Source organism: Micromonospora sp. NPDC007230 (assembly GCF_042869115.1).
GTDB lineage: Bacteria > Actinomycetota > Actinomycetes > Mycobacteriales > Micromonosporaceae > Micromonospora.
Window position 1 is genome coordinate 37,376 of record NZ_JBIAFE010000033.1, and the last position, 23,029, is coordinate 60,404.

A 23,029-nucleotide genomic window follows, 5' to 3' on the forward strand; every position below is an offset into this window, starting at 1 on the left:
CGACAGTGAGGAGTCGACCCTTGAGTATCACGCCGCTCGGCGGCCTACTGTTTCCCGAGCACGTCGCCGGCATCTGGACCGAGGAGCGCCGGAAGCAGCACCCCGAGGCTCCCCCGGTAAAGATCGACACCGTTTACAACTACCTGCGCTGGTCCAAGCCCACACCACCTGGTGCGAAGCTGAAACACCGCTACGCGGACAACCCCATGCCCAAACCTCTCGCTGCGCGGGGTCCCCGGCAGCCGGCTTGGCACGCCCATCAGGAAGGGGAGCTTCGAGTCTGGTGGCACAGCCGGAAGGGGCAGGGTGCGAAGGGATACCCGAAGCCCCGGAGAAACTCCTCGGACGGCGTGATGCGGCCCGTGGCGGAGTTCGGCGAGCCCGACACCGTGATCCGGGGCCACCGCATCTACACCGAGCCTGTGGACGAGGGTGATGGGAACATCGGCCTCGACATCATCGTGGTCCCGCCCGACGCCGCCAAACCGCCGGTCCGGGTCAACATCCCCGCGTCCGTTGTTCGACAGTACGGCGAAGATGATCCACACCTTTCGGCTTGACGGCTGCACGTACCAGATCGACACCGAGACGGTCCGCGCCGCGCTAACGAACCAGGTGCGCGAAGACATCCGCGACCACTGGGTAGAGGTCGGCGGTGTCCGGTGGCCGGTTAAGCAGGTCTTCGGGGCAGCCATGGGCCTCCGCCGGGACGCCTTCACCTCGCACATCGCCCTGCGGCATCTCCGAGCCGTTGGCTTCCCCACCAGCAAGCTGCCCACCGAAGGCGAGAACAAGGAGGCCAGGACACCGACGGTCGCGCCGAGCGTTGAGCCGGATCCAGCGGAGGCGTTCGCGACGTTGCTTACTTTCATCGGCTCGGCCGATCTGACCGGACGCATCGCCGCCCTTGAAGCCCGGATGGTCGGCGTCGATCCTGGGGCCGCGTCGAACCTCGTCGAGGAGTCCGGCATGAGCCTGGATCTCCTGCTCGCCGCACTGCTGGTGCGCAAGCACGCCGGTCGGCTCAGCGACATCGTCCACGCCGCTGTGATCACGCAGGTCGTACCGCTGATCCTTGAGGAGGGCGAGCGGGTGCTGCGCCGGCCGTCGCTGGCGGCCGGCAACGACCCGAGCCGGCCGTACGACCTGGAGACCGACCGCAGGATCGCCGAGTTCAAGATGTCGGTCTGGAAGGGCGCCGACGCGATGCGGAAGCGCGGCGCGTTCGCCGATCTGGTGCATCTCGCACTGGACAAGTCCGGCCGACGGGCCCAACTGTATGTCGCCGGACCGCCAGCGATTCACTTCCTACGCACCGCGAAGGGGTCGGCGGACTGGGGCTTGAACGGTCCTCCCCAGTGCTGCGGCAGCGGTTCGAGGAGCGGTTCGGCTCATTGGACGTGCCGATCCGCGATTTCACCGCCGAGCGTGCCGAGCATGTCGAACTGATCGACCTGACCGTACTGCTGCCGGCGATCGCTCCGCTGATTGCCTGAATCATCGGCTCAGCGGGCGGGCTTCCACACAATCGGGAGGTAGGGACATGTCCACCCTGACGGCCGAGGTGTCGAATCCGAGGAGCCCCGTAGCCCAGTGGCTGCGGTCGACGTTCCCGCATCACCATGATGTCCAGGCCGACTTCCGGGAGGCCGCCGGAGTAGCCCGCGTGCTGCCGTCCTCGGCGGTCACGCTCAGCACGCAGGGCGCGGCGATCGATTGGTGGTTGCGGTTCCTGGTCGATCCGGCACCGTCGGTCCGTCTCGCCGCAGCCGGGCTGCGCGCACGCCGAGTACCTTGCCGGCGCGCTGGACTCGAACTGCTGCACGACCTGGGCGCCATCGACGACGAGGGCGAGTTCGTCGGGCAGATTCGACCCGCCCGGTTCGCTGAGCGGTCCGACGAGTGGTGGGCGCGAGTGTCGTACGCGCTGGCACTGTTGGTCGAGCTGTACCGAGCGCCCCGGGTCGACGGATCCCGCCTGATGCGACTCGGCCCGGAAAGCCGGGCCGCGGACCTGCTCGCGCTGGCCAACGCCGACGAGGTTGCCGACCTGGTCGCGATGCGGGACCTCGCGGTCGAGCGGCTGCTGCCGGCGCTGCCCTCCGGATCGGTGGTGAGCGGGACGACGTTCGACGGCAGTGCTGACCTCAACGCAGACGCCGATCTCATCGTCGACGGGGTGCTGGTCGACTTCAAGGCCACACAGGGCGGCAAGCCCCGGGTGGACGGCAGCCGGCCCGCCAAGCTGCTCCGGGAAGATCTGGACCAACTCCTGGGGTACGTGCTGCTGGACTACTCCGACAGGTTCGCGCTCCACACGGTAGGTATCTACGCCGCGCGCTTTGGGCGCTACATGCCATGGCCGCTGGCGGAGCTCTGCACCCGCCTGGCGGGGCGCCCGGTCGACCTCCCCGGGCTACGTCAAGAGTTCGCCCGGCTGGTGCGTGTCGATCTGCCGGCATACCGAAAAGAGTCGGTCAACGCGCGGCTTCACCGTCGCGTGCTCACCTCGTAGCGATTAGCCTCCGAGCCCCTGTGAGCCGGTACGGTGCTCGCATGACCTCGGAGGCGGTTGGCAGGCACATGCCCCCGGTCGTGGCGCTCGATGACCTCACGGCGATGATGGCCGCGGACGAACACCACCGGTACGAGGTTAGCCCTGAGGCAGTCGTCTCGATCCTGCCGCCGCCGGGATACGCCCACGCCATCATTGCGACCCGGCTCACGGTGTGGCTCGCCCAGGGTGGCGTCCCCGCCAACCGGATCGCCCAAGCGGTCGGGCTGCGCATCCCCGGCCGTAACGGCGGCGTCGGCGGGCGCATCCCCGACCTCGTCGTCTGGAGCACGGTCCAAGCTGACGGAGTCTGGCTGCCGGTTGGCGACGTGCTCCTCGCCGTCGAGATCATTTCGCCCGGCTCCGAGGGCATCGACACGGCGACCAAAAGCAGCGAGTACGCCGCCGCCGGCATCCCGCAGTACTGGATGGTCGACCAGGATCAAGCCCAAACCGTCACCATGCACCACCTGACCGGCGACCACTACGTCGTCCGCGCGACCATGCCGCTCACCTGGCTCCTCAAGGCCAGCCCGGCAGAGCACGACCTCGGCTGACAGACGGCGGGCGGCAAGGCAGCCTGACCGGGGTAGGGGGCCCGACCCGGTCGCCGCCGCGGAGGCGGTCCCGCTGCTGGCCAGGTTCCCCGGCCCGTGCAGGGGCTCTGCCGGCGCATCGAGTCAGATCCCCCGCAGACGCCGTCGGTTGACCGGGGGCACCCGATCCTCATCATATTGACACCTTCACATGCATCGGTAACGCTGGGTGTCTGCGTTCATGCGCTACGTCAGCATCGGGGCCGCCGTGAACATCGAAACCCTCGTACGCTCACTTGGGTATGAGTCGACGCTGGCGGTCGTATCCTCCGACCAGCTCGTCGACGAGGTGCTCAAGTACGCCAAGGAGCACGCCGGCGAGAATGACGCCTACCGCTACAGCAAACAACCCACTCCCATTCCGGTCGGGCCAGGGGTACGTACCAGCCCAGCACAGGTACTCCACGAGTTGGGCGTGGCCACCACGTTGCTGGACGCCTCACCGCTGGCGCAGGTGGCCCGGCACTGGGCACACGTCCGCTACTGCACCACGCTGACCGCGCATCGGGGCCACCTCGCGCTCTCCCGCCACGCCGGCAACGTGGTGTACCACCACAAGGTGACCCAGTCCGAGCAGCTCGGCATCGGACTGGCCCTGGTGGTTGCCAAGGCGCTGCTGCGCCGGCAACACCCGGGCTGGGACTTTCACGCCGTGGACGCGGAGGTGGCACTGAAGGCCGGTTTCCTCGACGGCGTCGGCGACGTGGAGACCACGTCGAAGACCAAGAAGCGGCCCGACTACATCCTGCTGGGGCACCACAGCTCCGGTCGCCGCAGCAGGGTGAAGATCGTGATCCTGGAGTGCAAAGGCACCCACCAGGCGGCGAGCTTCGCCTACGGGCAGCTCGCCCGCGCGGCCGTGCAGGTGGACGCCCTGCGGGTGGGCGGGCGTGGCCAGCCGTCCCTCATGGTCGCCTCGTGCCTCTCCAAGACCCGAATCACTTCGTATGTGCTCGACCCGCCAGGGGACGAAGAGCTGTGGTCCGGCGCGGACAACGACCTAGACGAACTGCTGAGCGCCAGCCCCGATGACCAGGACTGGCGACCCCGGCCAGCGCCGCCCGACGAGGCCCGAAGGTGGGAGCTTCCGGCCGAACCCGCCGGCCCGGCCGCCGAGACGTCCCTGTCCCCCGCCGAGGATCTGCCGCCCGGCGCACCAGACGTCTTCGACATCCCGGCCGAGCGGCGCGGCTGGTTCACCCAGATCCTGACCCGCGCCGCAGCGGCGACCGCGCTGCTGTTCGCCGGTAACAACGCCGCCGCCCGCGATTACGCCACGCCCCGGCAGCGGGGAGAACCGCCCGCGCCCGAGCCCCCGGCGCTGTTCGAGTTGGATCCTCCCTGGGAGTCCAGCACCGCCCGAACGCTTCACCTGCCCGATGGCCTGAGCGCCGAGGGCACCCGCTACCGGGCGCCACTGCCGGGCGGCAAGACCCTGGAGGTGTTCCGGGGCGTGGACGCCGACCTCTACCGGCAGCTCACCGAGGGCCGGATCGGGCCGTACCTGCGGGCCGCGCCGCGCGCCTACCGCAGGTGGTCGGCCTCCCGGCCCGACCAAGGAGTGCGGTCGGTGGGCCGGGACGGCACCGTCCTCGTCGTACGGCTCGCCGACCGCGACGAATTCTGAGCCCGCCAGCCCCGAAACCATACGGTCCACAAAGGCCGCGTACTGAGCCGTATGTGAGACGGGGGCGCATCTCCGGCAGACCGTCACCGGGTGCGCCTCCGACCTGCGAGCGGATCAGGAGGCGGGGCTTCCACCCGAAGGCTCGGCCGCGTTGTCGAACAGCGACCACTGGTTGCGCCACGCCTCCACGTTCGTGGGGTAGATGGCCGTATGCCGGCTGTCGGGGTTGCGCGGGCGAACACCGCCGACACTGGTCATGAACTCGTTGTGCCGCTCACGCACCCCGCTGCGCAGATCTTCTCCCGGCACGACGTAGAAGTCCCGCCGTCCCTCGGTCACGTCCACCAGGACGTAGAGGTCGACGGACGCCTCCACCGTCTTGTCGATATCTGCAATCATCCATGCGCCCCGTGCGGCAACCTGCACGGCCGCGATGCTGCCGTTGATCTTCACAAACGTCTGCGGCCCATGCAGGCTCGCCGAATAGCCCTGCAACAGGGCTTCGGCCACCGCGAGGTGCCGCCCAGCCTGGTGCTTCTGGTGGTTACTCGGAGCCATCTGTTCTCCTCGGGGGTGAGAAGGGATAGCGGGCTACGACGGCTGCCAGCCCGCGTCGATCGCATCCTGAAGCCGCCTGCTGAACACAGCATGCGCCTGCCGATACTCGTTCTCCCGGTCCGCCTTGTAAAACGGCGGAGTGTATCCCTCTGGCGCTGGAGTGCTGCCAGAGTCCTCCAAGTGCCTCAGTAGCGCCGAGTAGTGTTCCTTGGTCTGCCCATGCCCGTACTGGTTAAAGTTTCCGGCAACCTTCCGCCCATTGGAATCGAACCACATTTCTGCCTCGTAATTGGCAAGAACCCCGTATCTTGAGCGATAGGCGGCGATAAGCTCTTCAATTCCGATGCCCAGCCAGACCGACACGAGAGCATCGATTTCGACAAGTGCAGCTCGGCGCTCACGTTCAGTTCTTAGGGGCGTCTCCCATTTCCAATCACGACTAACAGTTGAAAGGGAAGCGAGGGCAGAATCTTCAATTGCCCAGCCTTCAGCCAAAGCCCACCTCGGATCATAAAGCGCGCTCCACAAATCAGCGTACGCTTCGGTGACGCAATTCAACCGTAGAGCCCGCAGCAACAAAGCCGACGAAAGAGGGTGATCCAACTCGGGGGCTGGCATGACGGTTGCATCCGCGACGTCGAGATGACGGCGGCCCGTGACACGAAGCAGATAATCGAGAGGCAGCGCCGCCCAGAAGCCTGCAACCAGAACGGTTTCCCTCTCCGTTGGCAGCGCCATGCTACGAACACCATGCACGTGAGCAGGGCCGGGCGGGATGATGGCAGCGAAGAGGCTGCGCTCGCCGTTATCCGCGATCATTTCTCGCCACGCGACTCGATAATATTCTGTGTAGCGGCGGCCGTTCCAGGTATCTTGATTCCGAATGTATTGGTCTAAGCTGCAAGCGCGGAGGTACTTCGTGCTAGGGACGAAGTCCACGGCGACGCGACTTAGGTCGACGGGCCTATCGGCATTCCCCATCCGCGGCGGCTGCTTAGCTACAGGTGTGGCGACATTGATATGCGGACCCTGGAGAATAACATCACTCCACGCCCCAGGGCTACTAACCTTCTCTCGAATAACGCCCGCTACCTTGGCACCCTTTTCGTGATAGCCAGAACTGATGCTGAAATCTCTACCCCCAAGGCGCCGGCCAACCTTAACTAGTGCAGCCATCGCCCCATCCTCCGCCACACTGACCGGGTACAGCAGCGGCACCTGTTCGGTGGGCATTTGGGTTTTGTCAAGGAGTTGCGCCCACTGAGAAAGTCGAGTGAGGTCGACGTGGATCAAGCGGCCCCAATGGGGGCGGCGATCCCAATCTCCCTGGAACTTCACCCCAGGCATCTCGCCCTCACCCGCGTGCGTCAATGAGCCCGTAAGCGCGGAGACACTATACAAATGGCTTACATGGAGGAAGTCCACGGCATGAAGACCTCCGTAGATGTGCATTCCGAACTCAAGCGTTCGACTGATCGGGCTCGCAAACGCCCAGTTCCCCCCGTTCACATAGCTAGCATGGAAACGTAGGCGACGGTATGATGCGGCTCGGAGGGCCGCCTCCCGAATCCCTTCGAAATGCGTATCAGGATGAAGCAGACCGCTGGTTGCCCCCCTCCCACAATTCTCCCAAACGCGACACATAAAGGCCCGGTAAAAATCAGGTTGAGTACCATTAAGCAAGGGATAAGTGGCGGCGGCGCCAAGCGTGGCAACCATTCCCGCGTTGGCCGCCATCTCGCCTAAGAAGTAGTCCTGTGTTCTTGCTAGAGTCGATCGCTTACGCGAAGCCCATTTCTCATCCGCGCCGACCAATTTGAACCAGGGGTCGACCTCAGCAAGAACGCCTGCCTCATCCCACTCCGGTCGGACCCAGGGCGGATTCCCGACCTGAAGGTCGAAGCCTCCCTTAATGAAGGCGTATCCGAAATGCAACTCCCAGTGGAAGAAGCTCTGCTGCTCGGCGATCCGTTCGGCGGCGAGGAGCCAGGGGAAGCGGTCGGAGAGGGTCCAGGGTGCGTCGACGCCGATGACGCCGTCGAGCTTCTGCTCGAACTCGCTCATCTCACTCAGGCTGGTGAGCTTCCGGCCGTAGAACCGCTCGGTGTCCTCGTCCACGTCGCTGCGGCCGATGAGGGCTTCGGCGAAGGTGAGCCAGTCGTCGAGGTTGGTCAGGGGCACCTGCAGGCGGAGTTGTTCGGCAATGCTCATCCGCCGGGTGCCGCCGGTCGCCTTGGTCGGCAGCTTCATCTGCTGCGGCTGCACGTTCCCGAAGATGTCCGTTGCCTCGTAGACCACCGGTTCCTCGTACGCTGGCACGTCCTTGACGTGCGAGACCTGGACTGGCGCGGTCGGGTACGCCGGGTCGGAGCCGTCGAGCAGGCCGACCTTGTCGAGCGGCCAGAACCACAGCGCGCACCACAGGTCCATGAGCGTTTTGAGCCGCCAGTACGGCGTGCCGGGAGCGGTCAGGTCGGCGAGGATCTTTTCCCGGGCCACCGCCTCGCGCACCTCGGGCAGGTCGTCGGCGCCCCAGACCTTGATGTCGCGGCGGATCTCCCGCTCTGAGATGGCGAGCCGCTGCTGCACCAGGCCCCACAGGAACTCCACCCGCCGCGCGAGGGCCTGCAACCGCTTGACCTGCGAGTTCTTTCCCTTGGCGGACGGGGTGCGCTTCATCGCCGTACGCCATGCCTTGAGCTTGGCGGTCTCTTCCGGTGCCAGCTCGCGGGCCTCCTTCTCCCCCGCGACCGCGCCCCACCCGTCGGCGGGTAGAAGGAAGTGGTGGATGGTGCCCTCGTCGATCGGCCCGTCCCGGAACGGCTTCTCGGCCGGTGCGGTGGTGAGCCAGGACTTGTCGGCGAGCTGCTTCGGGTCGTATAGCTTGCGCCCGCAGCCGATGAGCGAGTTGCCGCGCTGGAGGTGCAGGCCGAACCAGGGCGCCTGGAGGCCGGCGTGCATGACATTGAGCCAGAGCGACACCTCGGCCAGCTCGACGGCGGTGCGGTTGAGGTCGACGCCGTAGCAGTTGTGCAGGGCGATGTACGCCTTCACCCGTTGGAGTTCCAGGTGGTAGTCCTCGGGGTCGAGGGTGACGTCGAGTTCCTTTTGGCGGCGGCGCAGGTATTCGGCGGCGACCTGGTTGATCGCCTCGTTGAGGAACGCGCCCGAACCGAGCGCTGGCTCGCAGATCGTCCAGTCCAGCAGCTCGCGGGCCGGGGTGACCGTGCCGTCCTGGTCGAGGCGGTACTTCAGGGCGAGCTGGACGGTGACTTCGGTGAGCGACTGTGGGGTGTAGTAGGAGGCGCTCGTCTGCCGGTCCCGGCCGGCGAGCCGGTAGACGAACGCGCCGGGGGCGTAGCTGACCCGGCTGCGCACGCCCGTGTACGGGTCCTCCTTGTAGACGAAGACGCCGTCCTCATACTCGTCGGCCTTGGAGGCCGGGATCATCCAGGAGCCGTCCTTGGGGTCGCCGTTCTTGGCAACCTCATAGAGCTGCTCGGTGGCTACGAAGCCGGTGTACGACATCAGGCCCTCGTAGACCGCGCCGAGCTGGTTGATGCCGAGCTGGGCGTACGAGATGAAGCCACCGCGGCGCTTCTTGGCGCCCTTGGTGAGCATCAGCCGGCGCAGCACCTGGTAAAGGACCTTGTTGCGCAGCCGGGTGTCGATGGTCGGCGCGTCGGGGGCGTCCGGGTCGTCGCTGTCGGGCCTGGGGATGAGCTGGCCAATGAGCTTGGTCTTTTCAGGCAGGAACAGGTCCGAGCGCATCGGCTCGAAGCGCAGTCCCTCGCCCTCGCTGGCCTTGTCTCCGACTTCCGCGCCGCCGCGCGGCCGGTGGCCTCCGTTGACCATGCGGAAGAGCAGGTCGAGCGACTCGTACAGGTGGAAGCCGCCCTCGGCGGAGGGGGCGAGGCGGCGGGAGACGAGGTCGCCGATACGGGCCAGGCTGTAGCCCTCGACGTACTCGCGGTCGTTGACCGGCAGCACGCCCAGCTCGGGACGGGCCTCCGCGTAGAGCAGGAAGAGGATCCGGTAGAGGTAGCGCAGCGCTTCCCGGCCGAGTTCCTTGGCCAGTTCGTCGAGGTCCATCACCTGTTGCGGCTGGTAGCCGGCCTGCCGGATGCGTTCGAGAACCTCGTTGGCGATGAGCTCGACGGAAACCTTCAGGCCCTCGCGAAGTTCGCTGGAAACGCCAACGGCGTGCTGGCGGGAGCCGGCGACCAGGTCAGCGAGGGGTTCGCTGCCGCCCTCGGCGGGCGGACGCAGCGAGTCCGCGCCGAAGAGCGCGGCGACGACGTCGTACTCCTTGTCGTCGTTGCGCGCGTACGCGGTGTCGAGGCTGACTGCGAGATAGCGGCCTTCGCCCCAGGCGCTGCGGTCGGCGAGGGTGATGACGCCGCCGCTGAGGATGAGCACGTAGCGGGGCGGGTTCTCGGCGGCGAAGAGCCAGGACGCGAGCTTCGCACCCGTGATGATGGTCTCGTTACCGGGCAGGGTGACCGGGTGGAGCAGGCGGCCGGCGTCGTCCGGGTCCTGGGCGGCTTCGGCGTCGACGGCCCAGCCGCAGTCGAGCGCGACGATGCCGTGCGCGGTGGTCAGCTCGGCGTGGGCAACGGTGAGCTGGTGTTCCTGGCCGGTGCGCTCGACGGTGATGGTCTGCGGCTGCGGCTCGAAGCCGAGTCCCTTCAGCAGTTCCTGGTGCAGCTTGCGTAGCCGCTCCGGGTCGAAGAACTCCTCATCGGCCAGCTCCGTCTTGGCATCGAAGTAGGGCCGGCGCATGCCGCGAAGTCCGGCGCGGGGCGTGACTCGCCCGCCCTTCTCGTCCTCGGACCATTGCTTGAGCAAGCCGCCCTTGAGGGTGGTGGGCAGGATCTCGGCGAGGTAGTGGGCGGAGAGGTATTCGCCGCGGTTGGTCAGCGACTCGAAACTCATGCTGCACTCTCCGGGGACGGGACGAGGACGGCGAGCACCCGCAGCAACGGGTCACCTGCGGTTTCCAAGCGGTCGAGCAGGTCCTTCTGCTCCTGGACGGTGGCGTCAACGCGCTGACGGCGCTTCTCGCGATGCGGCGCGGGCAACTCGTCGAAGATGCTGGCCTGCTGGAAATGGGTCAGCTGCTGGCGGTACTTCTCCAGCGGCTCGGCGTTGGCCGCAGCCCACTCGGCGCGCTTGCCCTCCAGGTACTCCCGGGCCACCTCGACGGCCTGCGGCAGGAGCTGGCTGAGCGGTTCGACCGCGATCGCTTCCGCGCGGTTGACTATCGACGGGCTGACGTTGGCCTCGCCGAGCACTTCGTCCATGGGCCGGATCTCCGGCGACGCGGGCAGGCCAGAGACGGCCATCCACTGCACCACGGTCGGCTGGCCGAGGCGGTTGGCGTAGACGCCTTGGATCAGGTAGGTCGGGGTGGCCACGTCGGCGGTGAGCACCGGGGCCTGCTGGCGGCCAAGGCGGATGAGCACCTTGTCGACCAGCCAGTCGACCATCGGGTGGACGTCGCTGAGGAAGGCGATCTCCGGCCACATCGGGGTCTTGCTCTGCCGGGCCTGGTCGAGCTTGCGCTGGGCGAGCTTGCGGTCGAAGGTGACCTTGAGCCGCAGGTCCTCGCCCTCGCGATGGGCGCGCAGGTAGGAGCGGGGCAGGTCGGTGAGCCGGTGGACCAGGTCGTCGGGGGCGAGGAAGGTCAGCAGCTCGTCCTCACGGCGCAGGTCGATGTGGTCCTCGGGCCGGTCATCATAGATCTCGTGCAGGGCCGCGTCGACGAAGTCGCGGGTGGAGTCGAACAGCTTCGGCACCCGGGCTCGCCCGATATCAGCGGCGACCGGGGCGGTGCCGACCTCGCCGAAGAGGTCGGCCATCACGTCGATCTCGGTGTGGACGGCTTCGTAGGACTCGTCGACGGTTTTACCGTTGAGCAGGTCGCGGACCAGGCGGTCCTCCTCGGCTTTTGCGTCGTAGAGGCCGGTGGCGGCTTCGACGCTGCCGAGGCTGTGGTGGGCGACTTCCTCGCGCTTCAGCAGCTTCTCCGAGACGGTCCGGTCGTCCTTGGCGTCGTCGCGGTCGGAGGTGAGGATGAGCGCGCGGAACTGGGGCTGGTGCTTCTGCCCGTAGCGGTCGATGCGGCCGTTGCGCTGCTCGATGCGGATCAGGCTCCACGGGATGTCGTAGTGGACCAGGTGGTGGCACTGCTGGTGCAGGTTGACACCCTCGGAGGCGACGTCACCAGTAAACAGCAGCCGCACCTCGCTGCCAGCCAGTTCGAACTCCTGCAGGATTTTCTGCTCGTCGGTGTCGGCGACGCCGCCGTGCAGGACCCGTACGGCGTTCGGCTTGAGGCCGAGCATGCCGGGGACGACCTCGGCGAGCCACTTGATGGTCGGCACCCGCTCGGAGAAGACCACCGCCCGGGTGTCGCTGCCCTTGCCGACGCCGATCTTCTTCAGCTCCTCGACCAGCTTCCGCAGCTTGCTGGAGTCCCGGTCGGTCATCGCAGAGGTGAGCTCCGCGAGCCGATCGAGAGCCGCCCGCTCGGCGCCGGTGGCCTTCTTGCGCCGGTTGGTCACCGTCTCGTGCAGGGCACGGTGGGAGGAGAGGAAGGACTTCAGCAGGGTGTACGGGAAGAGCCGGTGTTGGCCGGTGATCGCTTCGTCGCTCCACTTGCCGGCCAGCCACACGTCGGTCAGTTCGTCGAAGATCTGTTCCTCGGGCGGGCTGGCCTGGCAGTGCAGTGCCTGGGACGGGCCGCGGTCGGCCCAGCGGTCGCCGATCTGGTCGCGTACCTCGGGGCTGATCTTCGTGCGGCGCAGGTAGAGGTGGGCGATGTCCTTGGCGTCGTAGTCCTTCTCGTTGGCGATGGCCGCCGGGTCGAGTAGCGAGATGAGCTGTGCGAAGGACTCCTTGTCGCCGTTGTGCGGGGTGGCGCTGGCCAGCAGCAGCGCGTCGGTCTTCGCGGCGAGCCGGCGGGCCAGCTCGTTGCGCTGCGTGCCCTTGTTGATGAGGTTGTGCGACTCGTCGATGACGACGACGTCCCAGGTGGTGGCTTCGAGGTGGTGCCCGAACTGGCCGGCGTCCTTGAGGGTGTCGACGGAGATGATGGCCCGCTTGAAGTAGGTGAACGGGTTCCGCCCGGCGGGGATCTCCTGCTGGATGCGCTGGATGCCGGTCGAGTCGAGCCGCACCAGGGGGATGGCGAAGCGGGTCCACAGTTCCCGCTGGAACTGCTCGAGCACCTGCTGCGGGGAGACCACCAGGATCCGGTCGCCCCGGCCGCGACGGATCAGCTCGGCGAGGATCAGCCCGATTTCCAGGGTCTTGCCCAGGCCAACCACGTCGGCGAGGAGGATCCGCGGTCGCAGGCCGGACAGTGCCAGTTCGACCGGGCGCTGCTGGTAGGTCAGCGGGTCGAGCAGGAACCGGTCGGCCAGGGCCACGCCGCGCTCGGTGCGGGGCAGCGGAGTGCGCCGCAGCACCGCTTCCAGGAAGAGTCTGCTCTGTCGGAACCGCGACGAGTGGTCAGGAACCAGTTCCGTCTCCTCGGGCACCAGCGGCGTGATGTCGTCGAGGGCGGTGAAGAAGGTCGCCTCGACGTCCTGCACGAACTCCGAGACGCCGACGGCCTTGATCATGGTGCCGTCCGCCGTGCCGGTCTTGACGCTGCGGACCAGCCACTCCTCGTCCCGTACGACGATGCGGGAACCCGGGGCGAAGGTGGCGTCCTGGGAGGTGGTCATCTGGTGGAGCCTTCCTACAGGGTCGAGCGGCGGGCGTACTGGCGGCGGATCTTGTCGACCAGCCAGCTGACGTCGACGCGCTGGTCGGCGACTCGTTCCGGGTCGGCCTTGGTCGGGGTGGTATCCGGCTCGGGGCCGGTCTCGTCCTCGATGACCCTGGCGGATTCCGGGTCCTGCTTCGGATCCTGCAGGGCGGGCGGAACGCCCAGTTCGGTGCCGCTGTCGTAGGTGAGCTCGGCGACTTCGTGCCGCAGGTCGAGGATGCCCTTGCCGCTGGTCGCGGTGGCTACCGCGAGCAGGCGGGCGCGGACGTCGTCGAGTGCGGGCCGGGCGCTCGGGTCGTAGGCGAGCATCGCCCCGAGCAGTCCGATCAGTTGGCCCGGCACGTCCGACAGGTCCGGCAGGTCGGTCGGCTCGCTGATGCGCAGGAGCAGGTTCCAGGAGTTCGTCGACGGGTAGAGGCCGTGCCCGGTGAGGGCGAAGACTAGGGTCGCGGCGAGGCCGTAGATGTCCACCGCCGCGGTCAGCTCGCGCTCGCCGCGCACCTGCTCGGGAGCCATGTAGGCGGGCGTCCCGACCATCTCTCCCGTCTGGGTGAGGTATTCGTCTCGTCCGATCAGGATCGCCAGGCCGAAGTCGATGAGCTTCGGTCCGTCCGGGCTGAGGATGATGTTCTGCGGCTTGAGGTCGCGGTGCAGGAGGCCGGCCTGGTGCACCCGGGCCAGCCCGTCGGCGAGCATCGCGCCGGCCATGGCTGCCACCGGCAGCGGCATCGCTCCCCGGGCGTCGACATGCTGGCGCAGGGTGGCACCGGGCACGTACTCCACCGCGAGCCAGGCAGGGTCGGCGTAGGGGTCGGCGTCCTCGAAGCGGGCCACCCGTGAGCCGAAGACCAGCTTGAGGTTTTCCACCTCGGCGGCGAACCGTTCGCGGACGGTCGGCGCCGAGATGAGGTGCTGCTTGATCACCTTGAGTGCGACCCGGTCGGCGGTCGGGGAGACGGCGAAGAACACGTCGCCCATCCCGCCCGACCCAAGTGGCTTGATCAACTCGAAGCCACCAATGGTGCCCAGCGTCATCCCGCCCCCTCACGATGACACCCGTCTGAAGTTGCTGCCCGCCGTATCGGCCCCACACCTGGCGGACGCATGACCGTACAACGCTGGACGATCATGCGGCTAGTGCCCGTCCGGCGGTTTGCGCTGGTCTCGACGCCGGGCGCCCGGCGTGAGGTCGCCTCGCGCCAGTCCATCCGTTGACAGCTGGGCGAGTTCCGCCCCGAGCTCCGCCACCTGTCGGATTGCCGACTCAAAGGCGTCCAGCCGCCGGAACGTCTCCCCGTGTATCCGCTGCTCGTCCAGCGGTAGCCGGCGGACCTGTGCTCTGCGGATGTCGAAGCGCAATGTCCCGGACAGGCTCGACGTCTGCTTCTCGTTCGCCGAGGTGCGCAGCTGGCCGGCGAGAAACCACGAATCCAGCGCGGCAGGGTTGGGCCGCAGGAGGTAGAGGTTCGGGCCCAGGAGGGCTTTCTCGTCGGTGATGACTCGGGCGGTGAGTCGACTGGCATGTATCGGCACCACCACGTCACCCTCGGCGAGCCTGACGGGTTGACCCGCAACTCTGCATATGGAAGGAGCGGCTCCTTCCACGACGTCGCGGGCGGTGAGCACTGCGGTTTCGTCGGCTGTCTCCGGCTCGTCTTCAGTGTGCCGGCCTGTTGTCGGGCGCAGCGGGCCGATCAGCTGCAACGCGCCGACTTTGGCGAGTTCGGCGACGGTCAGGATCGGCGAGGACGACTGCTCGGCGGGCGCCGGCGTGACCTGCGGCATCATCGCCGGCAGGTCGCCGACGATGGCGGCCAGGCGCTCTTGGGTGCGTACCAGATGCTCTCCGGTGGCTTCGCCCCTGACGGCGGGCTGGCGGCGTGCGGGGGTGAGGTCGACCTCTTCGTCGAGCAGCTCGATCACCGGGACGGCCCGGGCGAAGCCGGCTTCCTCGACGTCGGCGTCCGGTGCGGCGGCAAAGGACCGCCACGTGCCGAGGATCCGCGGGTAGTTCGTGGCGACATCGCCGGCGGCGGCGTCGATCAGCAACGTTCGCGCGGGTGGCGGTGCCTCAGGCGCGGGCCGTCGCAAGACCCACAGGTGCAGGGGTACGCCGTGCGGCGCGGCCACGCCGGGCGGGAGTGCGATAACGGCGCGTAGGGCGCCGCGGCGGAGCAGTTCGGCGCGGATGCGCCGGCCGGCGCGGCGGCTGGCGACAGTGGGTGGCATCAACAGGACAGCGTGGGCACCGGCGCGCAGGTGGGCGAGGGCGTGCTGGGCCCAGGCCAGTTCGGGTTCGGTGCGCGGAGTGGTGCCGACGATCCAGCGTGGGTCGTGACCGAGTTCCTCGTCGCCCCAGTTGGTGGCGCCGAAGGGCGGGTTGCAGACCACGGCGTCGAAGGTGCGTCCGGCGAAGGCGTCCGCACGTAGTGAGTCGCCGGTGGACAGCTCCCCTTGAACGTCGCGCAGGGCCAGCCACAGTCCGGCGAGCCGGGCAAGGTCCTCGTCGATTTCCTGCCCGTGCGCCGAGGTGCAGCCGGCACGGGCGGCAGCGCGGAGGACGGCGCCGGAACCGGCGGCCGGGTCGAGGACGGAGCCGCCGCCGACACCGGCGAGCCCGACCATGAGGTCGGCCAGGTCGTCGGGGGTGGCGAAGAGTCGGCCGGGTCCGGGGGCGGAGAACCGTTGCCACAGCGCGTCGAAGGCGCCCTGCGGTGCGAGTTCGTCGGCGAGCGCGTCGATGTCGGGTAGCAGCGGCGTGAGCTGCGGACCTGCTGATCGGTCGGGGCGTTTGCCGCGTTGCCGAGCTAGGAGCAGGGCGCCGACGGCAGCCAGGCCGGCGGCCGGTGACTGGCTCGCGGCAGCGAGGCGCTGCCAGAGCCGGTCGGCGGTGGCAAGTTCGGGCAGTTTTCCCTGGTCGCGGAGCCACTGCTCGACCTGGATGAGGTCGAACTCGGGGCTCGCCGGGGTGCCGCTCACCGGGGCGGGGAAGTCGCCGTGCCGTTTGCGCCAGTTGCTGACCGCGGCGCGACCGACCCCGGCGAGCCGGGCGATCTCCGCCGCCGTGATGGTCGGGGTCTCCTGCACGTTCGGAGTGTGTCACACCTGTCAAGCATCATGTGCGTTGACAGTGTTCACAGATAATGCTCTCATTGACGCCGCAACGTTCACAGCAGGAGGAAAACGATGCGCAAGACCACGACCCTCGCTCTGATCGCTACCGGCCTCGTCGCGCTGGGCTGCGGCGCCGGCAGCACCGACGAGGGCACCGGCAGCAAGGCCGACGCCGGCGCCGGCAAGGGAGACGACAAGCCGAAGACCGCGAAGATCGGCCAGCCGGCCCGGGACGGGAAGTTCGAGTTCACCGTCAAGTCGTCGAAGTGCGGCGCCGCCAAGATCGGCACCGACCTGGTCGGCGCGAAGGCGCAGGGCCAGTTCTGCCTGGTCACGATCAACGTGAAGAACATCGGCAAGGAGTCGCAGATGTTCGACGGCAGCAGCCAGAAGGCGTACGCCGCGGACGGCACCGAGTACTCGGCCGATGGCGGCGCCGCGATCTACGCCAACAAGAACGCCGAGACGTTCCTCAACGACATCAACCCCGGCAACCAGGTCACCGGCGTCGTCGTCTTCGACATCCCGAAGAACGTCAAGCTCGCCAAGCTCGAGCTGCACGACTCGCCGTTCTCCGGCGGCGTGACGGTCTCCCTCACCTGATCAACCGAGGCGCCGGGGCGGGCGCAACCGCCCGCCCCAGCCTTCCCGTCCCCGATTCCCGTTCACAGAGGAGACGGTCATGACTGACCCCACCAGCCCGATGCCGCCTGACCAGCCCGCCAACCAGGCCGGTGGCCCGCCGCAACCGGCGCCGCCCCCGCTCTCCGCCGCTGGCCCTCCGCCCGCCCCTCAACCCCAGGACGCCACCCTCTTCAGCCAGCCCATCCCGGCCGCTCCCGCCAAGCGGTCCAACGCTCGCGCGTGGGCCGTTGGTGGTATCGCCCTTGTCGTTGCCCTCTGCTGCGGCGGCGCCGCCATCAACGCCATCAACGGAAACGATGGCGCTGAGCCGCAGTCCATCGCCGCCACGTCGGCCAGCCCGAGCAGCGCCGCCCCCACCACCGCTTCGCCGACGACAGCCGCACCGACCACGGCTGCGCCCACGTCGGCGGCCCCTGCCACCACGGAACCGGCGCCCACCACCGCTCCTCCGACGCCGAAGCCGAAGGTGATCAAGGGACGCGGTGACGACCTGGTGCGGGTCGGCGAACTGAGCGACCTGTCCATCGTGAAGTTCACCTGCAAGTGCACGAGCAACACGGTGCTGAAGAGTGACGGCGACGGCCTGCTGGTCAACGAGATCGGCTCGTACACCGGCAAGCGGTGGATCAACCTGGAGGACGGCTCGCTGACCACCCAGTTCGAGATCGAGGCGAGCGGATCCTGGACGCTGACCATCGGGACCGTCGCCCAGATGGCCACCAAGTTCCCGACCGGCAAGGCTTCCGGCAAGGGCGACGACGTGCTGGTGCTGGGTGGCGACGCCACCGCCGCCAAGATCACCCACCGTCGGGGCGATTCCAACTTCGTCGTCTACGCCTACTCGATCGACACGGGCGAGGGCGGGCTGCTGGTCAACGAGATCGGTGGCTACTCCGGCGTCCGTCCGCTGTCGGCGCCCGCGCTCGTCCAGGTCACCGCCGACGGCTACTGGACCATCACGCCCGCCTGATCCATCTATGACATCAGCTCCACAGCATCCCCGCAGCACCACACATGCCAGCGGCCCGGCCCGAGCCGCCGGCACCGCACGCCCTCCCCGAGCCGCATCAGCGGAGGCCCTGATGAACCGCACCGAACCCCTGGTCGAGCTGATCTTCGACCGGCTCGCCGCCGACCACGTACCCGATGACACCGCCGAGGTGGTCCTCGCCGCGCTCAGCGGCGAGACCGACCTGGCCGCCGCGCTCGCCGGCGAGCCGACCACCCTCGCACCGCAGCGCACGGCAGCGGACGAGCCGCAGGAGCGGATCTGGCTCTCGTCCGTCACCGTCGCCGGTTTCCGCGGCGTCGGCCCGGAGCGCACCCTGGCGATCGAGCCCGGCCCTGGGCTGACCGTGGTGGTCGGCCGCAACGGCTCCGGCAAGTCCAGCTTCGCCGAGGCGGTGGAACTGGCCCTGACCGGCGACAGCGCCCGCTGGGCCGACCGCAACAGCGTGTGGCGTACCGGGTGGCGGAACCTGCACGCCGGCGACCCGTGCCGAATCGCCGTCGACCTGCGAGTCGACGGGGTCGCCACGCCCACCCGCGTGATCCGCGAATGGCCGTCCGAAGCTGAGCTGGGCGAAGCCGAGGTGAGCGTCACCAGCGGGCACGGCAGCCACAAGGATCTCGCCGAGCTGGGGTTGACCCGGCCGCTGGAGCTGTACCGGCCGTTCCTCACCGCCGCCGAGCTGGGCCGGCTCAGCGCCGGCACGCAGAGCCAGCTCTTCGACGCGATCTCCGCGATCCTCGGCCTGGAGGCGATCACCGACGCCGACCGCCGGCTGATGGCCGCCGCGCGCCCCCTTGACGCCGCCATCAAGGAGGTACGCGCGCAGCGCGCCACTCTCGCCGCCGCTCTGGCTGAGGTGCCGGACGAGCGGGCGCGCCGGGCGGCGGCGCTGCTCGTGACGGGCCCCGACCTGGCGGCGCTGGCGGCGATCCTCGCCGAGCCGGATGAGGCGACCGCGGACGAGGCGGTGCTGCTGTGCCGGCGGCTGGTGGCGATGCAGCTGCCCGATGCCGACGAGGTGACCCGGCTCGCCGGGGAGCTGTGGGAGGCGGCCGCCGAGGCGCGCTGGCACGACGGCGGCCGGTCGCGGGCGTCGCTGCGCAGCGCCGAGCTGCTCCGGCTGGCCCTCGAGCACCACGACGACCGGGGTGACGGGCCGTGCCCGGTCTGCGCGACCGGCCGCCTCGACGGCGACTGGCGGGCCAGCGCCGCCGCGTCGCTGTCGGAGCTGCGTGACCGCACCCTGGCCGCCCAGGCGGCCGCCGCGCGGCTGACCGTCATGCTGCAGCGGGCGCACTACCTGATCGACGACCTCGACGTGCCCGACGGCGACCTCGCCGGAGTCCCAGTCGGTGAGCTGCGGGCGGCCGTGGCGGCGCTGCGGTTGGCGCCGGGCGGGCCGGAGGACCTCGCCGACCACCTGACCGCCCGGTACCCGGCGCTGCTCACGGCGGCGAAGGCCGCGCAGGCGTACGCGGAGGGCCTGCTCCGACAGCGCGACACCGGCTGGCAGGCCGCGGCGGGTGAGTTGCGCTCCTGGATTGCGGCAGCCGGGGCGCTGCCGGAGCGGGAATCCGCCCTCGCCAGGGTGAAGGCCGCTCGGGCGTGGCTGCGGGCGACCGGGGCGGAGCTGCGTAACCAGCGGGTGGCGCCCTTCGCGGAGCACTCGCAGCGGATCTGGGCGCAGCTGCGGCAGGAGAGCAACGTCGAGCTGGGCGCGATGACCCTGGAGGGTACGAACACCCGGCGGCGGGTGGTGATCCCGGTCAGCGTGGACGGCGCCGACAACGGCACCGCGCTCGGGGTGATGAGCCAGGGTGAGATGCACGCCCTCGGGCTGGCGACGTTCCTGCCGCGCGGCTGCGCGCCGGAGAGCCCGTTCCGGTTCATCGTGGTCGACGACCCGGTGCAGAGCATGGATCCAGCCAAGGTGGACGGGCTGGCGCGGGTGCTCGCCGAGCTGGCCGAGCAGCGGCAGGTGATCGTGTTCACCCACGACACCCGGCTGCCCGACGCCCTCGGCCGGCTCGATCTGGGTCAGTCCCGCATCGTCGAGGTGACCCGCGCCGAACGGTCCGTGGTGACCCTGCGGCACGGTTCCGACCCGGTACGCCGCTACCTGGACGACGCGTACGCCCTGGCCCGCAATGAGGAGATCGCCGCCGAGGTGCGTGGGCCGGTGGTGGCGGAGCTGTGCCGCTCAGCGATCGAGGCGGCCTGCCACCGGATCGTGTGGTGGCGGCGGGTAGCCCGGGGTGTGCCGCACGACGACATCGAGGCCGCCGTCGTGGCCGCGTCCCGGCGGCTGACCACGACGCTCGCGTTGGCGCTGTTCGACGACGCCGACCGGGGCGCCGACGTGCTCGGGTATCTGAGCCGCCGGCACGGGTCCCGGGCCGTCGGCGCGTACAAGGCGTGCAAGGAGGGCGTGCACGGGGCGTACCTGTTTGACCTGCCCGGCCTGGTCGCGGACGTCCGCCACCTCACGGAGGTCCTGCCGCCGCCCCGCGCGGGTCGCGGGGAGGTCCGGTCGTGACCGCGCCGACGCCGCAGCGCTGCCTGGCGGCGGCCGACGAGATGCTGCGCGGCGCTGGCGGGCTCGGCGCGGCCGCGGTGACAGCAGGGTGGTGGCCGCGGGCGTGTGCCTGCCTGATCCGGCTCGCCCTTGAGGGTGGCGTCGACGCCTACTGGCGGCGGGTCAAGCCGACCGTGGCCGCGTGCCGGCAGGGCCGGGCGAAGCAGCTGATGCTGCGCGGGCGGCTCGGGCCCGGCGGCCAGGTCGCCCGTCGGGTCGCGTTCACCTGGGCGGCGCTGTCGGCCGCCGCCCACCACCACTGCTACGAGCTGGCACCGACGGCCGCCGAGCTGCGTCGCCTGCACACCGAGGTGAGCGCCCTGCTCACCCAACTCGAAAAAGGAACGGAACCCGAACGATGACCTACCCGCAGCCGGGCGTCGACCCCACCCGCCCGCAGCCGCCGGTCCCCTCTCTGCCGGGGCCGTATCCGCCGGTGTCCGCTGTTCGCGGGCCGTACCCGCCGGTGTCCCCACCGGGCGGCGCGTACCCGCCGGTCTCGGCGGTGCCGTACCCGGCCTTTCCGCCGGTTGTGCGGCCGGTCGCCGTGCATCCGCCGCTGACGTCGGGCATTGCCACGGCGTCGCTGGTGCTCGGGATCCTGGGCGTGCTCGGCGGGTGGTGTTTGTTCGGGCTGCCTTGCATCCTGGCCGTCATCCTCGGCCACGTCGCCATGCGGGACACCCGCGACGGCACGCGGTCGGGGCACGGCATGGCCGTCGCCGGTCTCGTCCTGGGCTACGTTTTCGTCGGCCCGATGATCATCTTCACCGTCATGGCGTTCTTCGGCAGCGTCCTCGGCGCGGCCACTCCCACACCCTGACCCGGGGCAACGCAGGTAGTTGGCCGCAACCGCGGTCGGGCGAGGCGCCCACGAGGTGCCGGAAAGACAGGAAGAATGTCCCAGGAGAACCGCGACCGGGCCGTTGAACTGTCCCGCGAGGACGAGGGCTACGTCATCACGGCCCGCTGGTACAGCGACGGCGGGTCGCACGAAATCAGCGGACCGGACGAGGTGGTCATCCACCTGGCCGACGACGCGGCGCCTGAGATCCGCCAATGGGGCGTCACGTCGGCGGTCCTGCACCGGATGGGCCGGCAGGTCGACGACATGGTCGCTGAGGCCCACGAGATGCCGAGCGTCGGGGCGCACCAGGTGATGGTGCGCCGCTATGTCGAAGGCCGGCTCGCCGAACTGGCCAAAGCGCGGGGTACGACCGCGGACGGCTTCGAGTCGGACCTACTCGCGGTCTTCGAAGACCTGACCGGTCGCGGACATGCCGACCCGCTCGGGGTGCTCGCGATGGCCACCAGCCGGCCGCGAACCGACCTTGACCATCTGCTCGATGTGGCTCGCCAGCGGAATGATCACGACGGGCGTAGATCGTCCGGGGCAGTAGTGACCTAATCGGTGTGGTGACCTTCGCCAGTTCGGCGGCGAACTCGGCGTCGGTGAGGGCCTCACGCTGGTATTGCCGGGTCAGCGCCCGAAACAGCCACCACGACATCGCCGAAAGAACGTTGGTTCGGCAGCCGCCGTTCGAGACTCCGCTGCTGGAGCGGAGACGTGGCGGGGCCGCCGCGTGATCGTCTGTACGTTATGGACATAGTTCAGGTCCGGCGGTGGCCCCGCGCCACAGAGCGGCCTGGTCGACTGCGACCCAGGTGGGCGCTGTTCGAACCGCCCACGCCGCAGGCGTCTCAATCAACCAACTCGCCAGTGCGGCGTCCACCGTTCGACGATCTGGCGCAAGGTCCGCTCGGCTGGTCGAATTGGAGACTCAGTTGGGACGTGATGACGTTAGGAGTTCAAGGCATGGCAACAGGTGCCCTCGACGGACCGGTTCCGGAAGCAGCCGTACGTGGGCAGCGTGTCCTCGACCTCCTGGATAAGGCAATCGCCATCCAGAGCCCACTGGTGCGCAAGAATATCGCCCGGGCACGCCAGCGGAACCCAGAGGCGACACCAGCAGAGGTGATCCGCAATCTGGAGCGGATGTACGTCAGCGCCTTGGCCGGGACGGGTGCTGCAGTTGGCGGAGCTGCAGCCGCGCCCGGCGTCGGCACGGGCGTCGCACTGGCACTGTCTGCAGGCGAGGTTCTCTCATCTCTTGAGCTGAGCGCCCTCTTCGCGCTCTCGATCGCCGAAGTCCACGGGGTCCCCATCGACGAGATCGAGCGTCGCCGAACGATCGTGATGGGAATCATGCTCGGCGGGTCCGGCTCCGCCACCATTGCCAAGGTCGCGGAGCGTACGGGGCAACACTGGGGACGCCAGGTTGTCGCCAAGGTGCCTGCCGAGACGTTGCGTCAGATCAATAAGATCTTGGGTAAACACTTCGTCACGAAGTACGGGACCAAGCAGGGAATCATCGTTCTCGGTCGAGTGGCACCGTTCGGTATCGGCGCTGTGATTGGTGGTGGCGCCAACGCTGCCCTCGCCACTCTGGCTGTGCGGGCCGGTCGTCGCGCATTTGGCCCACCCCCGATGTCGTGGCCATGACTGACGCGCAGTACCCCGCCAACGTCCGAGAACTCGCATGACTGCATCCGAGTGTGGCCATCCGGTGC

General features: G+C 68.8%; 17 protein-coding genes. 12 read left to right on the forward strand and 5 right to left on the reverse strand.

Annotated features, from left to right (window positions below; all coding sequences use genetic code 11):
- Window positions 1-20: 20 nt before the first annotated feature.
- From ACFYML_RS32380 to ACFYML_RS32400, 5 genes are all read left to right on the forward strand, one after another.
- On the forward strand, window positions 21-560 hold the full coding sequence (locus ACFYML_RS32380) for a hypothetical protein (protein ID WP_387424243.1): 540 nt from the start codon (window positions 21-23) through the stop codon (window positions 558-560).
- Window positions 538-1,449, forward strand: coding sequence for a hypothetical protein (locus ACFYML_RS32385; protein WP_387424244.1), 912 nt, complete (start codon window positions 538-540; stop codon window positions 1,447-1,449). Before ACFYML_RS32380 ends, ACFYML_RS32385 begins: the two co-directional genes overlap by 23 nt.
- Window positions 1,450-1,543: 94 nt before the next feature.
- On the forward strand, window positions 1,544-2,515 hold the full coding sequence (locus ACFYML_RS32390) for a hypothetical protein (RefSeq protein ID WP_387424245.1): 972 nt from the start codon (window positions 1,544-1,546) through the stop codon (window positions 2,513-2,515).
- A gap of 41 nt (window positions 2,516-2,556) precedes the next feature.
- Window positions 2,557-3,111 (forward strand): Uma2 family endonuclease, encoded by a 555-nt coding sequence (locus tag ACFYML_RS32395; protein WP_387424246.1) that lies wholly within the window; start codon window positions 2,557-2,559, stop codon window positions 3,109-3,111.
- A gap of 220 nt (window positions 3,112-3,331) precedes the next feature.
- Window positions 3,332-4,777: a hypothetical protein gene (locus ACFYML_RS32400; protein WP_387424247.1), complete on the forward strand. Its 1,446-nt coding sequence runs from the start codon at window positions 3,332-3,334 to the stop codon at window positions 4,775-4,777.
- Window positions 4,778-4,891: 114 nt separating this feature from the next.
- On the opposite strand, the gene ACFYML_RS32405 is transcribed toward ACFYML_RS32400, so the two are convergent.
- The 5 genes from ACFYML_RS32405 to ACFYML_RS32425 form a co-directional block, all read right to left on the reverse strand.
- A complete protein-coding gene (locus tag ACFYML_RS32405) occupies window positions 4,892-5,335 on the reverse strand; it encodes a hypothetical protein (protein WP_387424248.1) in 444 nt (147 codons plus the stop codon).
- Window positions 5,336-5,368: 33 nt separating this feature from the next.
- A complete protein-coding gene (locus ACFYML_RS32410) occupies window positions 5,369-10,270 on the reverse strand; it encodes a class I SAM-dependent DNA methyltransferase (protein ID WP_387424249.1) in 4,902 nt (1,633 codons plus the stop codon).
- On the reverse strand, window positions 10,267-13,068 hold the full coding sequence (locus tag ACFYML_RS32415; protein WP_387424250.1) for an SNF2-related protein: 2,802 nt from the start codon (window positions 13,066-13,068) through the stop codon (window positions 10,267-10,269). Before ACFYML_RS32415 ends, ACFYML_RS32410 begins: the two co-directional genes overlap by 4 nt.
- Before the next feature lie 14 nt (window positions 13,069-13,082).
- Window positions 13,083-14,147, reverse strand: coding sequence for a serine/threonine-protein kinase (locus tag ACFYML_RS32420; protein WP_387424251.1), 1,065 nt, complete (start codon window positions 14,145-14,147; stop codon window positions 13,083-13,085).
- Between the two features lie 99 nt (window positions 14,148-14,246).
- Window positions 14,247-16,199, reverse strand: a complete 1,953-nt coding sequence (locus tag ACFYML_RS32425; RefSeq protein ID WP_387424252.1) for an N-6 DNA methylase — start codon at window positions 16,197-16,199, stop codon at window positions 14,247-14,249.
- Between the two features lie 99 nt (window positions 16,200-16,298).
- Here ACFYML_RS32425 and ACFYML_RS32430 point away from each other — a divergent pair, with 99 nt between their 5' ends.
- The 7 genes from ACFYML_RS32430 to ACFYML_RS32460 all read left to right on the forward strand — a co-directional run bounded on the left by ACFYML_RS32430 (window position 16,299) and on the right by ACFYML_RS32460 (window position 22,961).
- Window positions 16,299-16,829: a DUF4352 domain-containing protein gene (locus ACFYML_RS32430; protein ID WP_387424253.1), complete on the forward strand. Its 531-nt coding sequence runs from the start codon at window positions 16,299-16,301 to the stop codon at window positions 16,827-16,829.
- Between the two features lie 79 nt (window positions 16,830-16,908).
- Window positions 16,909-17,841, forward strand: coding sequence for a hypothetical protein (locus tag ACFYML_RS32435; RefSeq protein WP_387424254.1), 933 nt, complete (start codon window positions 16,909-16,911; stop codon window positions 17,839-17,841).
- 112 nt (window positions 17,842-17,953) lie between these two features.
- Window positions 17,954-20,419: an AAA family ATPase gene (locus ACFYML_RS32440; protein ID WP_387424256.1), complete on the forward strand. Its 2,466-nt coding sequence runs from the start codon at window positions 17,954-17,956 to the stop codon at window positions 20,417-20,419.
- Entirely contained in the window at window positions 20,416-20,820 is a 405-nt protein-coding gene (locus tag ACFYML_RS32445) for a hypothetical protein (protein ID WP_387424257.1), read from the forward strand. The genes ACFYML_RS32440 and ACFYML_RS32445 overlap by 4 nt, the downstream gene beginning before the upstream one ends.
- Entirely contained in the window at window positions 20,817-21,281 is a 465-nt protein-coding gene (locus ACFYML_RS32450) for a DUF4190 domain-containing protein (protein WP_387424258.1), read from the forward strand. Before ACFYML_RS32445 ends, ACFYML_RS32450 begins: the two co-directional genes overlap by 4 nt.
- A gap of 75 nt (window positions 21,282-21,356) precedes the next feature.
- Window positions 21,357-21,866, forward strand: a complete 510-nt coding sequence (locus ACFYML_RS32455) for a hypothetical protein (protein ID WP_387424259.1) — start codon at window positions 21,357-21,359, stop codon at window positions 21,864-21,866.
- Between the two features lie 408 nt (window positions 21,867-22,274).
- A complete protein-coding gene (locus ACFYML_RS32460; RefSeq protein WP_387424260.1) occupies window positions 22,275-22,961 on the forward strand; it encodes a hypothetical protein in 687 nt (228 codons plus the stop codon).
- Window positions 22,962-23,029: the final 68 nt, after the last annotated feature.